Origin of the sequence: Aurantimonas sp. 22II-16-19i, assembly GCF_002088275.1 — a bacterium.
In the GTDB taxonomy this organism is placed as follows: Bacteria; Pseudomonadota; Alphaproteobacteria; order Rhizobiales; family Rhizobiaceae; genus Jiella.
Map to the genome: position 1 here is coordinate 21,206 of NZ_AQQS01000029.1, position 20,815 is coordinate 42,020.

21 protein-coding genes and 1 pseudogene are annotated in these 20,815 nt (G+C 69.3%); 9 read left to right on the forward strand and 13 right to left on the reverse strand.

Translation table 11 applies throughout. From position 1 onward, the window contains the following. Nucleotides 1-115 precede the first annotated feature (115 nt). From ATO4_RS19615 to thiD, 5 genes and pseudogenes are all read left to right on the forward strand, one after another. Nucleotides 116-1,114: an FAD-dependent oxidoreductase gene (locus ATO4_RS19615; RefSeq protein ID WP_083593242.1), complete on the forward strand. Its 999-nt coding sequence runs from the start codon at nucleotides 116-118 to the stop codon at nucleotides 1,112-1,114. Then, nucleotides 1,111-1,308, forward strand: a complete 198-nt coding sequence (thiS, locus tag ATO4_RS19620) for a sulfur carrier protein ThiS (RefSeq protein ID WP_083593243.1) — start codon at nucleotides 1,111-1,113, stop codon at nucleotides 1,306-1,308. Before ATO4_RS19615 ends, thiS begins: the two co-directional genes overlap by 4 nt. Before the next feature lies 1 nt (nucleotide 1,309). Beyond that, nucleotides 1,310-2,095, forward strand: coding sequence for a thiazole synthase (locus ATO4_RS19625; protein WP_083593244.1), 786 nt, complete (start codon nucleotides 1,310-1,312; stop codon nucleotides 2,093-2,095). Further along, nucleotides 2,092-2,685: pseudogene (locus ATO4_RS19630) on the forward strand (thiamine phosphate synthase); the annotation flags it as partial. The gene ATO4_RS19625 and the pseudogene ATO4_RS19630, both read left to right, overlap by 4 nt. Before the next feature lie 275 nt (nucleotides 2,686-2,960). Beyond that, nucleotides 2,961-3,794, forward strand: a complete 834-nt coding sequence (gene thiD / locus ATO4_RS19635; protein WP_245308844.1) for a bifunctional hydroxymethylpyrimidine kinase/phosphomethylpyrimidine kinase — start codon at nucleotides 2,961-2,963, stop codon at nucleotides 3,792-3,794. 28 nt (nucleotides 3,795-3,822) lie between these two features. Here the strand turns inward: thiD and xylB are convergent, their stop codons facing one another. The 6 genes from xylB to ATO4_RS19665 all read right to left on the reverse strand — a co-directional run bounded on the left by xylB (nucleotide 3,823) and on the right by ATO4_RS19665 (nucleotide 9,675). Then, nucleotides 3,823-5,280, reverse strand: a complete 1,458-nt coding sequence (xylB, locus tag ATO4_RS19640; RefSeq protein ID WP_083593247.1) for a xylulokinase — start codon at nucleotides 5,278-5,280, stop codon at nucleotides 3,823-3,825. Nucleotides 5,281-5,296: 16 nt separating this feature from the next. Further along, nucleotides 5,297-5,695: a type II toxin-antitoxin system HicB family antitoxin gene (locus ATO4_RS19645; RefSeq protein ID WP_083593248.1), complete on the reverse strand. Its 399-nt coding sequence runs from the start codon at nucleotides 5,693-5,695 to the stop codon at nucleotides 5,297-5,299. Then, entirely contained in the window at nucleotides 5,692-5,889 is a 198-nt protein-coding gene (locus tag ATO4_RS19650; protein WP_083593249.1) for a type II toxin-antitoxin system HicA family toxin, read from the reverse strand. The genes ATO4_RS19645 and ATO4_RS19650 overlap by 4 nt, the downstream gene beginning before the upstream one ends. Before the next feature lie 40 nt (nucleotides 5,890-5,929). Further along, nucleotides 5,930-7,243 (reverse strand): xylose isomerase, encoded by a 1,314-nt coding sequence (gene xylA, locus ATO4_RS19655; protein WP_083593250.1) that lies wholly within the window; start codon nucleotides 7,241-7,243, stop codon nucleotides 5,930-5,932. Between the two features lie 183 nt (nucleotides 7,244-7,426). After that, nucleotides 7,427-8,605: a Gfo/Idh/MocA family oxidoreductase gene (locus ATO4_RS19660; protein WP_083593251.1), complete on the reverse strand. Its 1,179-nt coding sequence runs from the start codon at nucleotides 8,603-8,605 to the stop codon at nucleotides 7,427-7,429. Nucleotides 8,606-8,616: 11 nt separating this feature from the next. Further along, nucleotides 8,617-9,675, reverse strand: coding sequence for a sugar phosphate isomerase/epimerase (locus ATO4_RS19665; RefSeq protein WP_083593252.1), 1,059 nt, complete (start codon nucleotides 9,673-9,675; stop codon nucleotides 8,617-8,619). A gap of 258 nt (nucleotides 9,676-9,933) precedes the next feature. Between ATO4_RS19665 and ATO4_RS19670 the strand changes: the two genes are divergently transcribed. Then, nucleotides 9,934-10,860, forward strand: coding sequence for an aldo/keto reductase (locus ATO4_RS19670; RefSeq protein ID WP_083593253.1), 927 nt, complete (start codon nucleotides 9,934-9,936; stop codon nucleotides 10,858-10,860). A 23-nt stretch (nucleotides 10,861-10,883) separates the two neighbouring features. Beyond that, nucleotides 10,884-11,726: a DUF6064 family protein gene (locus ATO4_RS19675; RefSeq protein WP_083593254.1), complete on the forward strand. Its 843-nt coding sequence runs from the start codon at nucleotides 10,884-10,886 to the stop codon at nucleotides 11,724-11,726. On the opposite strand, the gene ATO4_RS19680 is transcribed toward ATO4_RS19675, so the two are convergent. Continuing rightward, nucleotides 11,720-12,532, reverse strand: a complete 813-nt coding sequence (locus ATO4_RS19680) for a hypothetical protein (RefSeq protein WP_139802564.1) — start codon at nucleotides 12,530-12,532, stop codon at nucleotides 11,720-11,722. The genes ATO4_RS19675 and ATO4_RS19680 overlap by 7 nt on opposite strands. A 233-nt stretch (nucleotides 12,533-12,765) precedes the next feature. On the opposite strand from ATO4_RS19680, the gene mutL reads away from it, so the two are divergent. Both mutL and ATO4_RS19690 read left to right on the forward strand, forming a co-directional pair. Next, nucleotides 12,766-14,658: a DNA mismatch repair endonuclease MutL gene (gene mutL / locus ATO4_RS19685; RefSeq protein ID WP_083593256.1), complete on the forward strand. Its 1,893-nt coding sequence runs from the start codon at nucleotides 12,766-12,768 to the stop codon at nucleotides 14,656-14,658. Nucleotides 14,659-14,786: 128 nt separating this feature from the next. Further along, entirely contained in the window at nucleotides 14,787-14,996 is a 210-nt protein-coding gene (locus ATO4_RS19690; RefSeq protein WP_083593257.1) for a DUF2093 domain-containing protein, read from the forward strand. 24 nt (nucleotides 14,997-15,020) lie between these two features. Here ATO4_RS19690 and lpxK read toward each other — a convergent pair whose 3' ends face one another. From lpxK to ATO4_RS19720, 6 genes are all read right to left on the reverse strand, one after another. Next, nucleotides 15,021-16,064, reverse strand: coding sequence for a tetraacyldisaccharide 4'-kinase (gene lpxK, locus ATO4_RS19695; protein ID WP_083593258.1), 1,044 nt, complete (start codon nucleotides 16,062-16,064; stop codon nucleotides 15,021-15,023). A 10-nt stretch (nucleotides 16,065-16,074) separates the two neighbouring features. After that, nucleotides 16,075-17,409, reverse strand: a complete 1,335-nt coding sequence (gene waaA / locus ATO4_RS19700; protein WP_083593259.1) for a lipid IV(A) 3-deoxy-D-manno-octulosonic acid transferase — start codon at nucleotides 17,407-17,409, stop codon at nucleotides 16,075-16,077. An 8-nt stretch (nucleotides 17,410-17,417) separates the two neighbouring features. Then, a complete protein-coding gene (locus ATO4_RS19705; RefSeq protein WP_245308845.1) occupies nucleotides 17,418-18,251 on the reverse strand; it encodes a lysophospholipid acyltransferase family protein in 834 nt (277 codons plus the stop codon). Continuing rightward, nucleotides 18,248-18,478 carry a DUF4170 domain-containing protein gene (locus ATO4_RS19710; RefSeq protein WP_083593261.1) on the reverse strand — a complete coding sequence of 77 codons (231 nt, stop codon included), beginning with the start codon at nucleotides 18,476-18,478 and terminating at the stop codon, nucleotides 18,248-18,250. Before ATO4_RS19710 ends, ATO4_RS19705 begins: the two co-directional genes overlap by 4 nt. An 85-nt stretch (nucleotides 18,479-18,563) precedes the next feature. After that, entirely contained in the window at nucleotides 18,564-19,364 is an 801-nt protein-coding gene (locus ATO4_RS19715) for a 3'(2'),5'-bisphosphate nucleotidase CysQ (RefSeq protein WP_245308846.1), read from the reverse strand. A 1-nt stretch (nucleotide 19,365) separates the two neighbouring features. Next, entirely contained in the window at nucleotides 19,366-20,706 is a 1,341-nt protein-coding gene (locus ATO4_RS19720) for a TldD/PmbA family protein (protein ID WP_083593262.1), read from the reverse strand. Nucleotides 20,707-20,815: the final 109 nt, after the last annotated feature.

Sequence of the window (20,815 nt, forward strand, 5' to 3'; positions counted from 1 at the left end):
TGCGCCAAGCGACTTGAACGAGGCCCGCCCACCCCAAGGTCCTCATCCTGAGCTTGTCGAAGGGCGAGGACCCGGCACGACGCCAGACGCGCCCTTCAGCACCGCCCGCCCCCACATGCAAGGACGTCAAAATCAGCTCTCCGCCACCGTCATCGGGGCCGGCGTCGCCGGCCTCTGCACCGCCGTCACCCTTGCCGAACGGGGCGCATCAGTCACCGTCCACGAACGCTCGGCAAGGCTCGGCGACGCCGCCGCCTCCTGGCTCGCCGGTGGCATGCTCGCGCCGTTCTGCGAGGCCGAAAGCGCCGATCATTCGATCGTCGAACCGGGGATCGCGGCGATCGAGTGGTGGGAAAGCCGCGTGCCCGACGTCATGCGCAACGGGACGCTGGTCGTGGCATCGGGCCGCGACGCCGGCGAGATCGCGCGATTTGGCCGGCGGACGAGCGGTGCCCAGCCGCTCGACGCAGAGGGCATCGAGGCTCTGGAACCGGACCTCGCTGGACGCTTCCGGCAGGGACTGCACTTCGCTGACGAAGCCCACCTCGACCCGCGCCGGGCACTCGCGGCGCTCGCCGAGCGATTTGCGAGGCTCGGCGGCACGATCCGCTTCGGCTGCGACATCAAGCCGGAGACAGCCGAGGGGGACGTCGTCCTCGACTGCCGGGGGATCGCCGGCGACGACCCGGAGCTCCGCAGCCTCCGCGGCGAGATGCTGGTCCTGCGCAGCCATGACGTTCGCCTGTCCCGGCCCGTCCGCCTCCTCCATCCGCGCTGGCCGATCTATGTCGTGCCGCGCGGCGACGGCCACTTCATGGTCGGCGCGACGATGATCGAGAGCGAGGCCTCCGGCGGCCCGACGCTGCGCTCGGCCGTCGAACTGATGAACGCCGCCTATGCCCTCCACCCGGCCTTCGCCGAGGCCGAGGTGATCGAAATGAAGGCCGGCCGCCGGCCGGCCTTTCCCGACAACCTGCCGAAAGTGACGCGGAGGGGCCGGATCGTCTCGGTCAACGGCCTTTATCGCCACGGATTCCTGCTGGCGCCGGACTGCGCGGCGAAAGCCGCCGACCTCGCTCTCGGCACGAACACCCGAGAGGAGATCGCCGCATGAGGATCATCCTGAATGGCGAACCCGCCGAGGTGAGCGCCGCGACGCTCGCCGCGGCCCTCGTCGAGCTCGGCTATGACGAGGGGCCCTTCGCCACGGCCCTCAACCGCGACTTCGTGCCGGCGAGCGAGCGGCCGGAAACGAGGCTCACCGAAGGCGACGCGATCGAGATCATCGCGCCGATGCAGGGAGGCTGACATGAACATCTACGACGAGATCCTCTCCAGCCGGCTGATGCTCGGCACGGCGCGCTATCCCTCGCCGCAGATCCTGCGCCAGGCGATCGCCGCCTCCGGCGCGGAGATCGTCACCGTCTCGCTGCGCCGCGAGGCCGCCGGCGAGCGGGCCGGGCAGAAGTTCTGGGACATCATCCGCGAGAGCGGCGTGAAGGTCCTGCCCAACACCGCCGGCTGCCATTCGGTGCGCGAGGCGGTGACGACGGCTGAGATGGCCCGCGAGGTCTTCGGCACGAACTGGATCAAGCTCGAGGTGATCGGCGACGCCGACACGCTGCAGCCCGACCTCTTCGGCCTCGTCGAGGCGACACGCATTCTGTCGGACGAAGGCTTCCAGGTGCTCGCCTATACGACCGAGGACCTCGTCGCCGCCGACAGGCTGGTCGAGGCCGGCTGCCGGGTACTGATGCCCTGGGGCTCGCCCATCGGCTCGGCGCGGGGGCTCAACAACGTCTATGGCCTCAGGGCCATGCGGGCGCGCTTTCCGGATCTGACGCTGATCGTCGATGCCGGGATCGGCGTTCCGTCCCATGCGGCCCAGGCGATGGAACTCGGCTATGACGGCGTTCTCCTGTCCTCGGCGGTGGCACTCGCCGGCGATCCGGTGGCGATGGCGCGGGCTTTCAGCCTCTCGGTCGAGGCGGGGAGACTGGCCTTCGAGGCCGATCCCCTCTTGCCCCGCGACATGGCCGAGCCGTCGACCCCGGTCCTCGGCCGGGCGATGCTGGGCGCGGCGGTGTCGTCATGACCCGGCTCGACCCGTTCTATCTGATCGTTCCCGACGCCGACTGGATCGACCGGCTGGTGCCGCTGGGCGTCAAGCTCGTGCAGCTGCGGGTCAAGGACACGCCCGAAGCTGTCTTGCGCTCAGAGATCCGCCGCGCCCGCGACACCTGCCACCGCCATGGCTGCCAGCTGATCGTCAACGACCACTGGCAGCTGGCGATCGCGGAGGGCTGCGACTTCGTCCATCTCGGCCAGGAGGATCTCGCCGAAGCCGATGTCGGCGCCATCCGCCGCGCCGGCCTGCGGCTCGGCGTCTCGACCCATGACGAGACGGAACTGGCGACGGCGCTCGCCGCCAAGCCCGACTATGTCGCGCTCGGCCCGATCTGGCCGACGATCCTGAAGAAGATGCCCTGGGCGCCCCAGACGCCGGCCCGGATCGCTGCGTGGAAGCAGGCGATCGGCGAAACGCCGCTGGTCGCCATCGGCGGGGTTACCGTCGAGCGGCTGCCGGAGGTGTTCGGGCAAGGAGCGGAAGTTGCCGCCGTCGTCACCGACATCACGCTGAACGCCGATCCGGAGGAGCGCACGCGGCAATGGATCGCGGCGACGCGGCGGTATGGCGGCGGCTTGGGCGACCTCCCCTCGAACGCAGGGAGCCCGGCGGCCGCCCCCCTCTGTCCTGCCGGACATCTCCCCCACAAGGGGGGAGATCGGCCGGGACCGACGGACGAGGCTCTTGGTTCGACCGCCTCGGCGCCCTCCGAAGACGGGGGTCACAGATGGACTGCAACAGGCTCGCCCGAGACAGAGCCGGAAAGGATGGGGCACCCGAAGTCGACGCAGGCGCCGGTCGATCTCCCCCCTTGTGGGGGAGATGTCACGAAGTGACAGAGGGGGGTGCCTCGCCGGGCGCGACGCCGGAAACGCAGAAAGCCACCGATGCCGTCCCGTCGCGAGCGGCACGCCCGGCCATCCTCGTCATCGCCGGCACGGACTCCTCCGGCGGCGCGGGCCTTGCGGCCGACATCCGCACCGCTTCCGCCCATGATGTCGACGCCCGGCTCGCCGTTACCGCCGTTACCGCCCAGACGGACGGCAAAGTCGGCCGCGTTGACGTCATGCCGCCAGCCCTCGTCGCGGAACAGATCGCCATGGCACTCGAAGACGGGCACGTCGCCGCGGTCAAGATCGGCATGCTCGGCAACGAGCCGATCGTCGCCACAGTGGCCGATGCGCTGGCCCGGTTCGACGGTCCGATCGTCCTCGATCCCGTCATCGCGGCGAGCTCCGGCGGGCTGCTCCTGAGCGAAAGCGGCATCGCCACCCTGATCGAGCGACTGCTGCCGAACACCCGCCTCGTCACGCCGAACCTGCCGGAACTGGCGATCCTCTCCGCCCGCCTCGGCGTTCCGGCGGGAGCGGATACCGACGGCAAGGCCGATGCCCTTCTCGATGCCGGCGCCCGCGCGGTGCTGGTGAAGGGCGGCCATGGCGAGGGCCGGGACGCCGTCGACATCCTCTACCGCCCCGATCGACCGCCCCTCCGGCTCGCCTCGCCCCGCCTCGTGGCGACCCTGCGCGGCACGGGCTGCGCGCTGGCGACGGCGATCGCGTGCAGGCTGGCTTGCGGCGACACGGCGGAAGACGCCTGCAGAAGGGCGAAGGCCTTCGTGCGGCGCCTGTTGCGAGACCGTGCCGACCTCACGAAGAGCGAATGAAGGATCGCCCTCGTGACCCAAGTCGCTCCTACCCCGCCATTGCCGCCTTCACCGCCGGATAGAGCGCCTTGTAGCGCCGATGCCCCTCGCGATAGGCGTCGATCTTGTCCGCCACCGGCTCGAAGCTGCGGGCGACCGGCGGCTGGGTCATCACGCTCTTCGGATCGGCACCGGTCGCTGCCGTGATGCCGAGCCTTGCCGCACCGAAGGCGGCGCCGAAATCGCCGGCCGCCGGGAGAGCGATCTCGGTCTCGAGCACCGTCGCCATGAGCTGCAGCCAATAGGCCGAGCGCGAGCCGGCGCCGACGGCGATCAGGCGCTGCGGCTTCGGCTTGTCGCCAGCGGCGTCGAGGCAGTCGCGCATCGAATAGGCGACGCCTTCCAGCACGGCCCGCGTCATCGCCTCGCGCGAAGTATCGCTCTCGATCCCGGCCAGGACTCCGCGGATGTCGGCGTCGTTGTGGGGCGTGCGTTCGCCGGACAGATACGGCAGGAACATCAGCCGGCCCGGCTCGGCAATCGCCTCGCCGAGGGCGCCGGTGAGATCGCCCGGCTCCTCCTGCAAGAGCTTCGACAGCCAGTCCATGCAGCCGGCGGCCGAGAGCGTCACGCCCATCTGGTGCCAGAGGCCGGGAATGGCGTGGCAGAAGGTGTGCAGCGCCGTTTCGGGAACGGGATCGTATCCGGCCGTCGCGGTGAAGAGGACGCCGGAGGTGCCGAGAGAGAGGAAGCCGGTGCCGGGCTCCGCCACGCCGACGCCGCAGGCCGAGGCGGCGTTGTCGCCGCCGCCGCCGGCAACGATCACGCCCGGCTTCAGGCCGAACTTGTCGGCGAGGATCGGCCGCACCTCACCCGCGGCCTCGGTTCCCTCGACCAGGCGGGACATGTTGGCGCGGGTCATGCCGGTGCGTTCGAGCATCCGGTCGGACCAGTCGCGCAGGCCGGTGTCGAGCCAGGCGGTGCCCGCCGCGTCGGACATCTCGGCGACCCGCTCGCCGGTCAGCCACAGCCGCAGATAGTCCTTCGGCAAGAGCACGAAGGCCATCCGGTCGAACAGCACGGGCTCATGTTTGCGCATCCACATCAGCTTGGGCGCCGTAAAGCCGGGGAACACGATGTTGCCGGTGATCGCCCGCGCCTCCGCATCGTCGAGGGCCCTCGCCTCCTCGTGGCTGCGGGTGTCGTTCCACAAAATGCAGGGTCTCAGCGGCGCGCCGTCGACGCCGAGCACCGTTGCGCCATGCATGTGGCCGGAGAGGCCGATGCCGGCGATCTCGGAGAATTCCCGCCCGTGCTTCGCCCGCAGCTCCTGCATCGCCGCCTCGCAGGCGACGATCCAGCTCTGGGGATTCTGCTCCGACCAGCCGAAACGCGGCCGCTCGACCGTCAGCGGCACCGAGGCGGAGCCGATCACCGCCTGATCGTCCCCGATCAGAAGCGCCTTCAGCGATGAGGTGCCGAGGTCGAGCCCGAGATAGGTAGACATGATCGATCGAGGCCTTTCAGGCTGGTTCTTGCAGTTTCGTCCGGACCGCTGCCGCGAGGAAGCTTGAACGGGTCATGCCATGGTCCCGGGCATAGGCGTCGATCGCGCGAAGATCGTCAAGGCTGAGCGTCATGCGAACGCTCGTCGACTCGGACCCCGCAGCCTGAGCCGGCACAAGCAGCGCGATGCCGTCACGGTTTTGCGGGTCGGCCATGATCGCTTCCAGGTCAGAGGGGAGCGGCAATACGTGCCCATCCTCCAGCAATCCTTCGATGTGAAGCGCCAGCGCCTCTTCGGCCATGCCCCTTGCTTCATCAAGATCACGACCCGCCGTGATGCATCCCGGGAAATCCGGAAACGAGACGCCGAAATCGCTGCCCGCGTCCTTATGAATCAGAGCGACGTATTCTGTCATGGCTCGCGCCTCAACTTCAGACCCGACTGTTTTTCAATGGCGCGCAACGTGCCGAGCGGCACGTCGCGCTTTGGGTGCGGCAGCGTCACCAGACCGGGCTTTCTCGGATGGCGAAGCTGAAGATGGCTGCCGCGCTGGCGAACCTCGACCCAACCATCCTCCAACAGACGAGCGAGAATGCGGCGGCTATCCACCGCAAGAGATACACATCACCGCGCCCCTTGTTCAAGCCGCTCAGACGTAGCGGTTGACGATCCCCTCGAGCAGTTCCTGCCGGCCCGAACGCGGCTGCGGGTTGAGCGAAAGCGCCCGCTCGGCGATCTGCTGGAAGCCGGTCTCGCCGGACAGCATCGCCTTGTTCTCGGCGCTCTCCCAGCCGGCATAGCGCTCCTCGAGCGGGCCGGTCAGCGCATTGTCGGTCAGCATCGCCTCGGCGGCGAGAAGGCCCCTGGCACAGGCGTCCATCGAGGCGACATGGGCGATCAGGAGGTCGTCCGGGTCGATCGACTGGCGGCGGATCTTGGCGTCGAAGTTCAATCCGCCGGTGGTGAAGCCGCCATGCTTCAGCATCTCGTGGAAGACCAGGGCGATCTCCTTGACGTCCATCGCGAACTGGTCGGTGTCCCAGCCGAGCAGGTCGTCGCCGCGATTGATGTCGAGCGAGCCGAAGATGCCGTTGGCGAAGGCGAGCTTGACCTCGTGGTCGAAGGAATGGCCGGCGAGGATCGCGTGGTTCTGCTCGATGTTCACCTTCACGTCGGCGACGAGATCGTATTTCTGCAGGAAGGCGTAGACCGTCGCGACGTCGTAGTCGTACTGGTGCTTGGTCGGCTCCTTCGGCTTCGGCTCGATCAGGATCGGGCCGGCAAAGCCGATCTTGTGCTTGTAATCGACGAGCATCGACATGAACCGGCCGAGCTGGTCGAGCTCACGCTTCATGTCGGTGTTGAGCAGCGTCTCGTAGCCTTCGCGGCCACCCCAGCAGACGTAGTTCGCGCCGCCGAGACGGTGCGTGGCGTCGATCGCCGCCTTCACCTGGCCGACGGCATAGGCGAACACGTCCGGATCCGGATTGGTCGCGGCGCCCGCCATGTAGCGGCGGTTGGAGAAGAGGTTCGCAGTGCCCCAGAGGAGCCGCACCTTGTCGGTCGCCATCTTCGCCTCGAAGATGTCGGTGATGGCCTTCAGATTGTCGTTCGACTCCTGAAGGCTGTCGCCCTCCGGCGCGACGTCGACGTCGTGGAAGGCGAAGAACGGCGCGTCGAGGAGGCGGAACATCTCGAAGGCGATCTCGGCCTTCTGCTTGGCCAGATCCAGCGCGCTGCCGCCGTGCATCCACGGCCGGTTGAAGGTCTCGCCGCCGAACGGGTCGCCGCCCGGCCAGGTGAAGGAATGCCAATAGGCGACGGAGAATCGGAGGTGATCCTCCATCCGCTTGCCCATCACCATCCGGTCCTTGTCGTAGAACCGGAACGCCAGCGGATCGCGGCTCTCCGGGCCTTCGAAGGCGATGGGGGTCTTGCGGTCGAAAAAGCTCTGCGCCGACATCGGGCGGCCTCCCTGCTAACCTGAAACGAGGTATACGTTGTCGCGATCTGGCCTAGGCGAGCGCTTCGGCAAAGGCAAGCGGCTGCGACGAAAGTCGATGCTCAGCGCCCGAAGAGGGAGGGCACCGCGACCGATCCCGGCTAGCCCGGACCGGCCGCGACGCCGAAGGTCCGCCCGCCGCAATCAGCCCCGATCGAGGCTGACCCAGGCGCCGTCCTGTTTCGACGAGGCGACGCAGGCCTCGATGAAGGCGAGGCCGTCCACCCCGTCGGCGATCGTCGGCAGGGCGATGCCGGCCGGTGGCGCGCTTGCGTCCCGCGCGGCCCGGATCAGCTCGGCGGCCTCCGCATAGATCGTCGCGAAGGCTTCGAGATATCCCTCGGGATGGCCGGGGGGGATGCGGCTGACGGCGGCGGCGGCCTGGTTGGCGCCGGCGCCGCCCCGGGTGAGCAGCCGCTTCGGCTCGCCCAGCGGCGTATACCAGAGCTTGTTCGGCTCTTCCTGGGCCCATTCGAGCCCGCCCTTCTCGCCATAGATCCGCAGCGTCAGGCCGTTCTCGTTGCCGACCGCCACCTGGCTCGCCCACAGCATGCCCTTGGCGCCGCCTTCGAATCGCAGCAGCATCGAGGCGTTGTCGTCGAGCTGGCGGCCTGGCACGAAGGCGGTGAGATCGGCGGACAGCTTCTCCACCCTCAGCCCGGTGACGTAGCAGGCGAGGTTGTGGGCGTGGGTGCCGATGTCGCCGATCGCACCGCCGGCCCCGGCCTTGGTGGGATCGACCCGCCATCCGGCCTGCTTGGAGCCGGCATCCTCGGCCCGTGTCGCCAGCCAGTCCTGGGCGTATTCGGCGACGACCATCCGGATCGGCCCGAGATCCCCCGCCGCGATCATCGCCCGCGCCTGACGGATCATCGGATAGCCGGTGTAATTGTGGGTCAGCACGAAGACCTTGCCGGAATTCTCGGCGATCGCGGCAAGCTCCTTCGCCTCGGCCAGCGTCGTGGTCATCGGCTTGTCGCAGATCACGTGAAAGCCCGCCTCGAGGAAGGTCTTGGCCACGGGAAAATGCATGTGGTTCGGCGTGACGATCGCCACGGCCTCGATGCCGTCGTCGCGGGCGAGTTCGGCCGTCGCCATCTCCTGGTAGGTGCCGTAGCTGCGCGCCGGGTCGAGGCCGATCTCCGCTGCCGACGCCCGCGCCTTCTCCGGCGTCGAGGACAGCGCACCGGCGACCAGCGCGAACCTGTCGTCGATGCGGCTGGCGATCCGGTGCACCGCGCCGATGAAGGCCCCCTGCCCGCCGCCGACCATGCCGAGCCGGATGCGCCCGGCATGGGTGTCGTTGCGTCCTTCGATAGCCATCCTCGCCTCCCTCAGCCTTCGATGCCCAGCATGCGCTTGTTCGCCGCCTCGTCGGTCCCGCCCGAGGCGAAGTCGTCGAAGGCTTTTTCGGTCACGGTAATGATGTGGTTCGCGATGAAGGGCGCGCCCTCGGCGGCGCCCTGTTCGGCGTCCTTGATGGCGCATTCCCATTCGAGGACGGCCCAGGAATCATAGTCGTATTCGGCGAGCTTGGAGAAGATTGCGGCGAAATCCACCTGCCCGTCACCCAGCGACCGGAATCGGCCCGCCCGCTTCAGCCACGGCTGGTAGCCGGAATAGACGCCCTGCCGGCCGGTCGGGTTGAACTCGGCGTCCTTGACGTGGAAGGCGCAGATCCGCTCGTGATAGATATCGATGAACTCGACATAATCGAGCATCTGCAGGGCGAAGTGCGACGGATCGTAGTTGATCTGGCAGCGCGGATGGTCGTTGCACGCTTCGAGGAACATCTCGAAGGTCGCACCGTCGAAGACGTCCTCGCCCGGATGGATCTCGTAGCCGACGTCGCAGCCCACCGCGTCGAAGGCGTCGAGGATCGGCACCCAGCGCTTCGCCAGTTCCTCGAAGGCCGTGTCGATCAGGCCGGCCGGGCGCTGCGGCCAGGGATAGAGGAACGGCCAGGCGAGCGCGCCGGGAAAGGTGACGTGGCTCTTGAAGCCGAAATGGCCGGAGGCCTTCGCCGCCATCTTCAGCTGCTCGACCGCCCATTCCTGCCGGGCCTTGGGATTGCCGCGGACTTCCGGTGCGGCGAAGCCGTCGAAGGCCTCGTCGAAGGCCGGATGCACGGCCACCAGTTGGCCCTGCAGATGCGTCGACAGGTCGGTGATCTCGACGCCGGCTTCTTGGGCGATGCCGGCGACCTCGTCGCAATAGTCCTTCGATTCGGCGGCCTTTGTCAGGTCGAAGAGCCGCGCGTCCCAGCTGGGGATCTGCACGCCCTTGTAGCCGTGGCCCGCCGCCCATCCGGCGATCGACTTCAGGTCGTTGAACGGCGCGTCGTCGCCGGCGAACTGGGCGAGGAAGATCCCTGGCCCCTTCATCGTCTTCATGCTGTTCCTCCCGTCGGCGCATCGCCTCGGATGCGCGATATCCCCGCCGCGATTCTGCCGCCGCGTTTGCGAGTTCGGGGGGAACTTGGCACGGCAAGCGTGCAATTTGAAGGGGCATGGCGCCCGAGCCCCGGCGGTTTCTGACGCGCTGCTGACGCGAGAGTGATGGCCGCAGCCCGCCCCCGCGGCGGCTGCGGCGCAACCACTTGGCAGTGCCGGAATTGCTCATTTCGGATCAACCGACAGGGAAGGACGACCATGGCGACCATCGAACGCCGCACGCTGCTGAAGGGGTCTGCCGTCGCCGCTGCGCTCGCCTCGCTCGGCATGCCAGCTCTGGCCCAGGCTCCCGCCCCGCGCCCGCTGAACCGCGCCGTGCCCTCCTCGGGGGTGGAACTGCCGGTCATCGGCATGGGCACCTGGATCACCTTCAACGTCGGCGACAATGCGGACGCCCTCGCCGAACGGACGGCGGTGACGCGGGCCTTCTTCGAAGCCGGCGGCGCGGTGATCGATTCCTCGCCGATGTACGGCTCCTCGCAGGCGACCATCGGCCATGGCCTTTCCGAACTCGGCATCCCCGACCAGCTGTTCGCCGCCGACAAGGTCTGGACCTCGGACGTCTCGGACGGGCCGACCCAGATCGCCGAGACCCGGCGGTACTGGGGCGTCCCGCGCTTCGGGCTCATGCAGGTGCACAATCTCCTCGGCTGGGAAGGTCATCTCGACACGCTGCAGGCGATGAAGGAGGAAGGCGCGATCGGCCACATCGGCATCACCACCTCCCACGGCCGCCGGCACGCGGATGTCGAGGCGATCATGGCGAGCCGGCCGATCGATTTCGTGCAGCTGACCTACAACATCGCCGACCGGGAACCGGAAGCGCGGCTCCTTCCGCTGGCGCGGGAACGCGGCATCGCCGTCATCGCCAACCGGCCGTTCCGGCGCGGCGCCCTGATCGACGCGACGCGCGGCGCGCCGCTGCCGGGCTTCGCCGCCGAAATCGGCGCCGAGACCTGGCCGAAGTTCCTCCTCAAATTCATCGTCTCGCATCCCGCGCTGACCGTCGCGATCCCGGCGACGCGGCGGGTCGACCATGTGCGCGAGAACATGGCCGCCGCCCTCGGGCCGCTGCCGGACGATGCGATGCGCCAGCGGATGGCGGCGCATTTCGACGATCTTTGACGACGACCTGTGACGGACCCCCGATGCTCGCCGACCTCTCGACCTATTCCCTCCGGGACTTCCTGCTCTTCGACGCCGCCATCTACCGCGACCTCTTCGGCCAGGTGAACGGCGACCACTGGCCGCTCGCCGCGATCGGCATCGCGCTGGCCGTGGCGCTCCTCGCCGTCCGGCACAGGACATCGATCGCCGGGCTCGGCCTGTTTGTCCTCCTGGCCGGCGCCTTCGTCTCGTCGTCCATGGTCTTCTTCTTCGGACCCTACGAGACGATCAACTGGGCGTCCGTCTATCCGGGCTGGGCCTTCGTCGCCGAGGCCGTCCTGTTCGTGCTGGCGGCCGTCACTCTTGTAGCTTTCGGGCGGCGCGCGCCGATGCGGGCACAGCTTCGTCCGGGCGGCGGCTGGCCGGCGATCGCGGTCGTCCTCTACGCCCTTTTCGGCCATCCGCTCGCCGGCCTCGCCTTCGGGCGCAGTCCCGCCGCCCTCGAATGGTTCGCCCTCGCGCCGAGCCCGACGGCGCTGGCGGCCCTCGGCATTCTCGCCCTCTGGCCGAGCCCCTGGCGGTTCCCGCTCGCCGTCGTCCCCGTCGCATGGCTGCTTCTCGACGCGGCGACGCTTGCCGGGCTCGACGTGACCGGCGAGGCCTCGCTGCTTCTCCTGGCCACGGTTCTTTCAGCCGGCGTCCTCGTGATGCCGAAGCGCAAGCCCGGCGCGGCCGCGCCCGCGGCGGGAGCGGACACGGCACCTCTGCCGGCGGCGAACCCCGCGCCCGATGCAGCGACTGGTCCACGCGGCAGACAGGGCAGACGCGGATCCGGACCCCGTCCGACCGCCTCCGGCCTGCTGCCGACGGACCGGGTTCAGTAGCGGTACCAGATGGCCGAGACGACGCCGCGCTCCTTCAGTGCGGTCTCGCCGGCAATCGTTGCAAAGATCCCGGCCTGGACCGACCAGCGATCGTTGATGTCGTAGACGACCGAGCCCTGCGCCTTGTGATGGGAATAGCGCTCGCCGCCGACGGACATCGTCGAGAAGACCTGGGCGAGAAGCAGCCAGTCCGCGAAGGGCCGTATGCCGGCGGAAAGGTCGAGCTTCACCTCGTCCGCGCCGCCCGCTCGCCAGCGATAGCCGGCCTGGCCATCGACGAAGGCCGGCATTCCCTGCACGCTGAAGCCGTAGCCCGCGAGGAGCCGCGGTTCGATCGCCGGGCTGTCCAGCCCCTCGCCCGCGTCCTCCAGCCGCCCCGTCAGCTGCGCCGAGGCGACGAAGCCCGCCGCCTTGAACAGCCGCAACCGCGCCCCGGCGGCAAAATGCGACGGGCCGGAGCGGGCATAGCCGGACGTCGCCTCGCTTTCGCTGCCGATCTCGAGATCGCCGATGACCGTCAGCCGGTCGGTCCAGCCATGCTCGAAGAACAGGCTGGCCGATGTCTTGGCGAAGCCGACAACGGCCGGATCGCCGCCGGCTGCGGGAAAGCTCTCGCTGGCGGTGGAATGGAGGCCGGAGGCGATCACCTGGCCCTTGCCCGCATCGAGGGTCCAGGCGCCGGCGAAAACCCGGCCGCCCGGCACGACAACGGCGATGCCAAGGGCAAGGGCAAGGGCAAGGGTCGCGGCCCGCCACGATCGCCGCAGGAACCTGGCCATCCCTCCAGACGTGGCTGTCCCGGCCATCCGCCCTCCGTCATCTCTCCTTACGTCAATCTTAGTCTGAAGTTGCAAGATCGCGCGAGACAATTCTGGCGGATGGTGCCTCGCATCGGCCGCGCGTTGCCGGTCAGGAGTCTTCGCTGGTGGAAAACCGACGCTCGGCCCGGGGCTTGAGCGTCCTGCGATTTGCCGGTCGCCGCCGGCTTGCGTAGAAGGACGGTGGTGACCGCAACCCCGCGCGCATCGGAGAGCCTGTCTTGCCCATCGTCCAGCTCGACGAGCATCTGATCGACCAGATCGCCGCCGGCGAGGTGGTCGAGCGACCGGCGAGCGTCGTCAAGGAACTGGTGGAGAACGCCATCGACGCCGGTGCGAGCCGGATCGAGATCGCCACCGCCAGCGGCGGCAAGACGCTGCTGCGCGTCACCGACGACGGCTGCGGCATTCCCGATGTCGAGCTGGCGCTCGCCGTCCGCCGCCACTGTACCTCAAAGCTGGCCGGCGGCCTCGACGAGATCGCGACGCTGGGTTTCCGCGGCGAGGCGCTGCCTTCCATCGGATCCATCGCCCGGCTGTCGCTGCGCTCGCGCGTCAGGGGAGCCGGCGAGGCCTACGAGATCGTCGTCGACCACGGCCACTGCGACGGCCCGCGGCCGACGGCCCTGTCGCGCGGCACCGTCGTCGAGGTGCGCGACCTCTTCCAGCGGGTGCCGGCGCGGCTGAAGTTCCTGAAGAGCGACCGGGCCGAATCCTCGGCCATCACCGACGTCGTCAGGCGCCTGGCGCTCGCCGAGCCCGAGATCCGCTTCGAGATCTCCGGGCCGGACCGCACGACCACCGTCTTCGATGCCGCCCGCGACATGGGCGAGCGGATCGCCCAGGTCCTCGGCGAGGAGCTCGCGGACAACGCCGTGGCGATCGACGCCGAGCGCGAGGGAATACGGCTTTCCGGCTTTGCCGGGCTGCCGACCTTCTCGAGGGGCAATTCCCTCCAGCAGTTCCTCTTCGTCAATGGCCGGCCGGTGCGCGACAAGATGCTCGTCTCGGCGCTGCGCGGCGGCTATGCCGACGTGATGGCGCGGGACCGCCATCCGGTAGCGGTGCTCTTCCTCACCCTCGATCCCGCCTTCGTCGACGTCAACGTCCACCCGGCCAAGGCCGACGTGCGCTTCCGCGACCCCGGGCTCGTGCGCGGCCTCATCGTCGGCGCGCTGCGGCAGGCCTTTGCCGACAGTGGCCTCAGGTCATCCTCGGAGGGCACCGCCGGGATCCTCGCACGGATGCGCGCCAAGGCCGATACCGTCACGCCGGCGCCCCGGCGCTTCGACGGCTTTGCGCCCGGCGGCTTCGCGGCGCCGCGCCAGACGCCCTATGACCCCGGCGCTTCGCCCTTCCGGACCTTGGCCGAGACCGGCGACGCCGGCACCCCGGTCTTCGAAGCGCCGCCGCCGGCCGCGCCACGGCACGGGGCCTCCCCCGCCGCCTTCGCCGGGCTGGCAGACCATGGGACGGCCGATGACGCGGCCGCAGCCCCCGCGCCGTACCCTTCGCAACCGGCGACCCCTGATGACTTCCCGCTCGGCGCAGCAAGGGCACAGCTCCACGGCAACTACATCGTCGCCGAGACGGACACCGGCCTCGTCATCGTCGACCAGCATGCCGCCCATGAGCGGCTCGTCTACGAGGCGCTGAAGGCGGCGATCCACGGCAAGGCCCTCGCCTCGCAGATGCTGCTGATCCCCGAGATCGTCGATCTTCCCGCCGACGACTGCGACCGCCTCTGCGACAATGCCGAGGATCTCGCCGCCCTCGGCCTGCGCCTCGAACGCTTCGGCCCCGCCGCCATCGCCGTCCGCGAGACGCCGGCGATCCTCGGCCAGGCCGACACCGCCCGGCTGGTACGCGATCTCGCCGACGAGCTCGCCGAGTTCGGCACCAGGGATACGGTGCTGAGCCGCATCGACCACGTCGCGGCGACCATCGCCTGTCACGGCTCGGTGCGCTCCGGCCGCATCCTCAAGCTCGACGAGATGAACGCCCTGCTGCGCCAGATGGAACGCACGCCCTCGGCCAGCCAGTGCAACCACGGGCGCCCGACCTTCATCGAACTCGGCCTCGCCGACATCGAGAAGCTGTTCGGCCGCAGGTGACGGCCGCCCGCCAGGCGCTGTCCGGTTTGATTTCGGCGCGCGAAGGGCGTAGTTCCGCTGGAAAATCGACGATCCTTGCCCGATGCGGGCGAGGCCGAACCTCCTGCAGACGCGATCCGAGGACGCCCATGAACCGTTTCGAGAATTCCGGCGAGGCGAAGCTGCGCTACGGCACCCCGGATTTCCAGGTGATCCGACCCGGGTCCTATGTGCGCTGCGCGGTCACCGGCGAGGCGATCCCGCTCGACCTCCTGAAATACTGGAGCGTCGAGCGCCAGGAAGCCTATGTCGACGCCGCCGCCTCGTTCCGGCGCGAGAGCGAGACGCCCGGCGCCTGACATCCGCCGCCGGACCGCGAGGCCTCAGCGCCTCCAGCGCCGCCGCTCGAATCCGGCGAGGGTCTCCGTGACGATCCGCTGGGCGTGAAACGGCGAGGCGAACTCCAGCGCGACGTCGAGGACGGCGCAGCCTTTTGCAAATTTCCGCGCCGCCTCGCTGCCGGTCGCCAGCCGGACAGCGTCCTTGGCGGTGGTGGCGAGGATGAGCGTCTGCCTCGCCGCAATCTCGGTCAACTCGTAGAGTTCGTCGTCAGTGAAGACGTGATGATCGGGAAAGTCCCGCCGCACCGCGACCTCCGCCCCGAGCTCTTCCAGCGACGCGTAGAACTTGTTCGGATCGGCGATTCCGGCAAAGGCGAGGAGCCGTTCGCCGAACAGGATCTGGCGCGACTTCGGCACCAGCCGCGCCGCGTGGATCGCCCGCCCGGCCCGGGCCATCATCCGCACCGGGCCGCCCGGTCCCTCACTCTGGCCGTCGCCCGCACCGATGACGAGCAGCGCGTCGGCGGCGCGGACCTGATCAATCAGCGGCGCCCGCAGCGGGCCGGCCGGAATGACCCGCCCGTTGCCGATGCCCCGCCGGGCGTCGAGGGCGATCAGGGTGTAGTCGATCAACAGCCGCTGGCTCTGGAAACCGTCGTCCATGATGACGAAGTCGACGTCCCGCTGGTCGAGGAGCAGCCGCAGCGCCGCCGCCCGGTTCGCCGCCACCGCCGTCGGCGCGACCCTGGCAAGGAGCAGCGGCTCGTCGCCGACGTCGCGAACGGTGTGGTGATCGGGTTCGACGATCAGAGGATCGCGGCGCCGTCGCCCATGCCCGCGCGAGACGTAGCCCGGCCGCCGGCCGAGCGCCAGCGCCGCCCGACCGAGCGCCAGCGCCGTCGGCGTCTTGCCGCCGCCGCCCGCGGTGAAGTTGCCGATGCACAGCACCGGCACGTCGAAGGCGGCGCGCTCGCCATGGAGGAGGTTGCGGCGCGCGGCGGCTCCATAGGCCATGGCGAGCGGTTCGAGCAGCCGCGATCTCGTCGAGCGCGGCTGCCACCAGAAGGACGGCGCGCGCCCGGCCATCAGCGATCCCTCATCGCTCGTTGCCGGCGCGGCCCTGGCCGAACCGGCCGCCGCGTTCGAGGCTGAGCGACAGGCGCAGGGGATGCAGGAAGGGTTCGAGGGCGACCTGCGTGCGCTCCAGCGCGCCGCGCATCTCGTCGACCGACTTCAGCGCCCCCCGCGACATCGCCATCCGCTGGATCGGGTCGAGGAGAAGCCCGTCGACCTGCGCGGCGAGACCGTCCGCGTCGCGCACGATCCGGGCGCCGCCGTTCTTCAGCAGCCGCTGATAGGTGTCGCGGAAGTTCTGGACGTAGCGGCCGGTCAGGATGCCGGTGCCCAAAATCGCCGCCTCCAGCGGGTTCTGGCCGCCCTGTCCGGTGATCGACTTGCCGACGAAGGCGATGTCGGTCAATCGAAGATAGATGCCGAGTTCGCCCATCGTGTCGCCGAGGAAGATGTCGGTGCCGGGCTCGGGCATTTCACCGAGGCTGCGGCGCCTGACCACGAGCCCTTTTGCAGAAAGGGCCTTGGCGATCGCCGCGCCGCGGTCGGCGTGCCGCGGCACCAGGATCGTCACCAGCCCCTCGTGGCGCGACTTGAGGGTCAGATGCGCCGCGGCGACGATCTCCTCCTCGCCGAGATGGGTCGAGATCGCCGCGAAGCGGGGGCGCGCGCCGAGCGCGGCTGCGAAGGCATCGAACGCCTCGGCATCGACGGGGAGCGGCTCGGCGTCGGCCTTGAGATTGCCCGCCACCGTCACCGCCGGCGCGCCGAGCAGGCGGAACCGCTCGCCGTCGACATCCGACTGGGCGACGACATGGGCGAAGGTCTCGAACAGCGCCTCCGCGAGCCGCGGGCGGCCCTTCCAGCGCTGGAACGAACGGTCGGACAGGCGCGCATTGACGAGGATCTGCGGAATTCGCCGCGCCGCCAGTTCATGGATCGTCAGCGGCCAGATCTCGCTCTCGGCGACGAGGGCGAGATCGGGATGCCAGTGATCGAGGAAGCGACGCACGGCCGGCCTGACGTCGAGCGGCACATATTGGTGGATGACGCAGTCGGACAGCCGCTCCTCGACGAGCTTGGCCGAGGTCATGGTGCCGGTCGTCATCACCACCGAGACCCCGTCGGCCGCGATATTTCGCACCATCTGCATGACAGCGATGCTCTCGCCGACGCTCGCCGCATGCACCCAGACCAGCGGCACCCCGGCAGGTCTCTCGCGTCCGGCGACACCGTAGCGCTCCTTCAGCCGGCGCCGGTCCTCCTTGCCCCTCGTTGCGCGCCAGCCGACATAGGGGCGCAGGAACGGATAGGCGAGGAGACCCGCGAGCCGGTACGCCGCAAAGGCCGTGCGGGTCATCGGATCGCTCACGACGGGCTCCCGACCAGGCGCTCGGCGGCCCGGTTGGCCGCCTCGATCGCCAGCGTGACCTCGCGGCGCTTGGCTTCGAGCAGCGCGTCGTCGGCATCGGCTGGAACGCTGATGGCCTCGCCCATCACCACGGCGATCCGTCCGAAGGGAAGCGGGATGCGCGTCCTGTCCCAGGCGCTCTCGACCACGTGGTGCCGGCTCGTCGCGGCGGCGGCCGGGACGATCGGGCGTCCGGAGATCTTGGCCAGGGTGACGATGCCGAGGCCGGCCTGGCGCGCCGTGCCCTTCGGAACGTCGGCGATCATGCAGATGCCGCTTCCCGCCGCGAGCAGACGGCGCATGGCGACGAGCGCCCTCGCACCGCCCTTCTTCTTGGTCCGCTTGTCGACGCCCCGCCCGCCGGAACCGCGCACCGTCGCAATGCCGAAGGCCTCGACGACCCGGGCGTTGATCTCCGCGTCGGCATTGCGCGACAGGAGCGCCGCATAAGGCAGGTCGCGGGGCCGGAAGAACGGCGCCAGCAGATGCTGCCCATGCCAGAGGCCGACGATCGCCGGGTGCCTGTCATGCAGGATCCGCGAAAAATCCGCCGAGCCGGTCACCGGCTTCTGGGTCGCATGGACGAAGCGCAGGAGCCCGTAGACGACCCGGCCGATCGCCGACACGACGACCGGCGAGCGCCCCAAGCGCCGCCAGACGCTCAGCTTCCTGCGGCGCGGTTTCGTCGACCGGAAGTTTCGGCCGATGTCGGATCCGTGGGACTGGCCCGGTGCGGGATACTCGTCATCCGACATGGTACGCGACACGTCGATCCCTTCACGTTCATTCACGTCTGCGGGTCGAGCAGCCTGTGCATGTGCACGATGAAATAGCGCATCGCGGCGTTGTCGACCGTCTGCTGCGCCTTCCCCCGCCAGGCGGCGAGCGCCGAGGCGTAATCGGGGAAAATTCCGACGATATCAAGGCTTTCGAGGTCCTTGAACTGGACGTTGGAAAGATCGGAGAGCTCGCCGCCGAAAACCAGGTGAAGGAGTTGCTTGGGTGTCTGTTCCGCCATGGCCTCTAGTCCTGTCCTGCAACGTGAAGAGTGACGCTCGTGCGCCCGGGCCGGCCGTGCGGCGAAGGGGAATCGGTTCTTCGTCTCACGGCACGATTGCTCCCGCGATATCGCGCAGACGCTGCGACGAGCCAAGGGGGCCCGCGACCATGATACCATGGGAGGCCACATCCTCGGCGTAGCGCCAGCGCTGGCCGCCGACATCCGAGAACAATCCACCGGCCCGCTCGAGGATGAGATCGGCGGCGGCGACATCCCAGTCGTTCGCCCGCGGTCGTACGAAGGTTCCGTCGAGACGCCCGCTGGCGACGAGCGCCAGGCGGTAGGCGAGCGAAGGCACCGCCGGCAGCGCCGTCACCCGCGGGCGATCGCCGGCGGCGATCTTGCTGGCGATCGATTCCGGCAGCGAAAGCCGCATCGCCTCGCCTTCGGGCGGCGCGCTCACCTGGCACGGCACGCCGTTGAGAAGCGCCGTTCCCCCGGCCGTCGCCTGGAAGACCTCGCCCCGCGCCGGCACGTTCACCACTCCGGCCACCGGAACGCCCGCCTCGAGCACCGCCACCGAAACGCACCACACGTCCTCGCCGCGCAGGAACGCCCGGGTGCCGTCGATCGGATCGACGACGAAGGTCCGGTGCCGGGCGCCGACCGTGTGCTGCGAGGCATCCATCTCCTCCGACACCCAGCCATAGTCCGGCCGGGCGCCGTGGAGCAGTTCCTTCAGACAGCGGTCGGCGGCGAAATCGGCTTCGCTGACGGGGCTGTTGCCGTGTTTGTACCAGACCTGCGGATCGCGCCGGAAATAGCCCATGGCGACTTCGCCCGCCCGCTCGGCAGCGTCGAGCAGCAGGTCCAGATCGTCGGAGAGGCTGGCGGCGGCCTCCAAGTCAGTGTCCCGCGACGGTCATGCGCTCGACGCGCAAGGTCGGGGCCACCAGCGAGAAGCGGGTGTCGAGGTCGTTGGCGAGGGTCAGGCCGAGCAGCATGTCCTTCAGGTTGCCGGCGATGGTGAATTCCGACACCGGCCGCGTCAGCCTGCCGTTCTCGATCATGTAGCCGGTGGCGCCGCGGCTGTAGTCGCCGGTGACGAGGTTGGTGCCCTGCCCGATCAGCTCGTGGACATAGATGCCGTTGCCGGTCTCGGCGATCAGTTCCTCCGGCGTCATCGCGCCGGGGCTGACGGAGACGTTGGTGGAGGACGGGGAGACCCCGCCCGACGAGCGCGCCGCCCGGCCGTTGGTGGTCAGGCCGAGTTCCTTCGCCGTCGCCGTGTCGAGGATCCAGTTCTTCAGGATGCCGTTCTTGACCAGCGCCATGGTCTCGCCCCGCACGCCCTCGCCGTCGAAGGGCCGCGATCCCGGCCGCCTCGTCAGGAGCGGCTCGTCGAGGATGGTGACGGAGGCCGGCAGCACCGGCTCGCCCATCCTGTTCATGAGAAAGCTGGTCTTGCGCGCGATCGCCGCGCCGTTGATCGCGCCGACGAGGCTGCCGATCAGGCCCCGTGCGACCCGCGGATCGAAGACGATCGGATAGCTGCCGGTGGCGACCTTGCCGGCGTTCAGCCGGCGAACCACGCGTTCGCCGGCGCTGCGGCCGATCTGCTCCGCCGGGTCGAGATCGCCGTAGTGGATGCGCGAATCGAAATCGTAGTCGCGCTCCATCGCCGTGCCCGCGCCGGCGATCACGCTGACCGAGCGGGAAAAGCCCGATCGCATCTTCTCGCCGACGAATCCTTCCGACGTCACCAGCACGAGACCGCTCGCCCCGGCCGAAACCGAGGCGCCGCCGGAATTCGTGACGCCGGACACCGCCCGCGCCGCATCCTCCAGCGCCAGGGCCTCCTCGACCATCCGTTCGCTCGGCAGCGCCGTCGGGTCGTAGAGGTCGAGATCGAGCCCGTCGTCCGGCGCCAGCCGCTCGCGTTCGGCCAGCGAGGCGTAGCGATCCTCGGGCGAGACCTTGGCCATCGCCACCGCGCGCTCGGCGAGGCGGTCGATGTCGGCGTGAACGTCGGCGGAGACCGTCGCGACCCGTTGTCCGACGAACACCCGCAGCGCCAGATCCTCGCTCTCGGAGCTCTCGGTATCCTCGACCTTGCCGAGCCGGACATCCACCGAACGCCCCAGCGAGCGAACCACCGCCGCGTCGGCGGCATCGGCCCCGGCCTTCTTTGCCGCCGCGATCAGCCGCGCGGCAGTGTCGGTCAGCCGCCTCGTGTCATCGTTCATCGCTTCGCCTACTGGTCTGGTTCGTGAAACTATTTATGCTGCAGCGCACCGACGCAAGCCAGACGGCAGCGTGGCGCATCCTCGCAAAATGCGTGACGGCGCTTGGCGC

Coding starts and splice junctions, on each gene's coding strand:
- ATO4_RS19615 (WP_083593242.1), top strand. CDS start 116: ATGCAAGGACGTCAAAATCAGCTCTCCGCCACCGTCATCGGGGCCGGC.
- thiS (WP_083593243.1), top strand. CDS start 1,111: ATGAGGATCATCCTGAATGGCGAACCCGCCGAGGTGAGCGCCGCGACG.
- ATO4_RS19625 (WP_083593244.1), top strand. CDS start 1,310: ATGAACATCTACGACGAGATCCTCTCCAGCCGGCTGATGCTCGGCACG.
- xylB (WP_083593247.1), bottom strand. CDS start 5,280: ATGTCTACCTATCTCGGGCTCGACCTCGGCACCTCATCGCTGAAGGCG.
- ATO4_RS19645 (WP_083593248.1), bottom strand. CDS start 5,695: ATGACAGAATACGTCGCTCTGATTCATAAGGACGCGGGCAGCGATTTC.
- xylA (WP_083593250.1), bottom strand. CDS start 7,243: ATGTCGGCGCAGAGCTTTTTCGACCGCAAGACCCCCATCGCCTTCGAA.
- ATO4_RS19660 (WP_083593251.1), bottom strand. CDS start 8,605: ATGGCTATCGAAGGACGCAACGACACCCATGCCGGGCGCATCCGGCTC.
- ATO4_RS19665 (WP_083593252.1), bottom strand. CDS start 9,675: ATGAAGACGATGAAGGGGCCAGGGATCTTCCTCGCCCAGTTCGCCGGC.
- ATO4_RS19670 (WP_083593253.1), top strand. CDS start 9,934: ATGGCGACCATCGAACGCCGCACGCTGCTGAAGGGGTCTGCCGTCGCC.
- ATO4_RS19675 (WP_083593254.1), top strand. CDS start 10,884: ATGCTCGCCGACCTCTCGACCTATTCCCTCCGGGACTTCCTGCTCTTC.
- ATO4_RS19680 (WP_139802564.1), bottom strand. CDS start 12,532: ATGGCCGGGACAGCCACGTCTGGAGGGATGGCCAGGTTCCTGCGGCGA.
- ATO4_RS19690 (WP_083593257.1), top strand. CDS start 14,787: ATGAACCGTTTCGAGAATTCCGGCGAGGCGAAGCTGCGCTACGGCACC.
- lpxK (WP_083593258.1), bottom strand. CDS start 16,064: ATGGCCGGGCGCGCGCCGTCCTTCTGGTGGCAGCCGCGCTCGACGAGA.
- waaA (WP_083593259.1), bottom strand. CDS start 17,409: ATGACCCGCACGGCCTTTGCGGCGTACCGGCTCGCGGGTCTCCTCGCC.
- ATO4_RS19710 (WP_083593261.1), bottom strand. CDS start 18,478: ATGGCGGAACAGACACCCAAGCAACTCCTTCACCTGGTTTTCGGCGGC.
- ATO4_RS19720 (WP_083593262.1), bottom strand. CDS start 20,706: ATGAACGATGACACGAGGCGGCTGACCGACACTGCCGCGCGGCTGATC.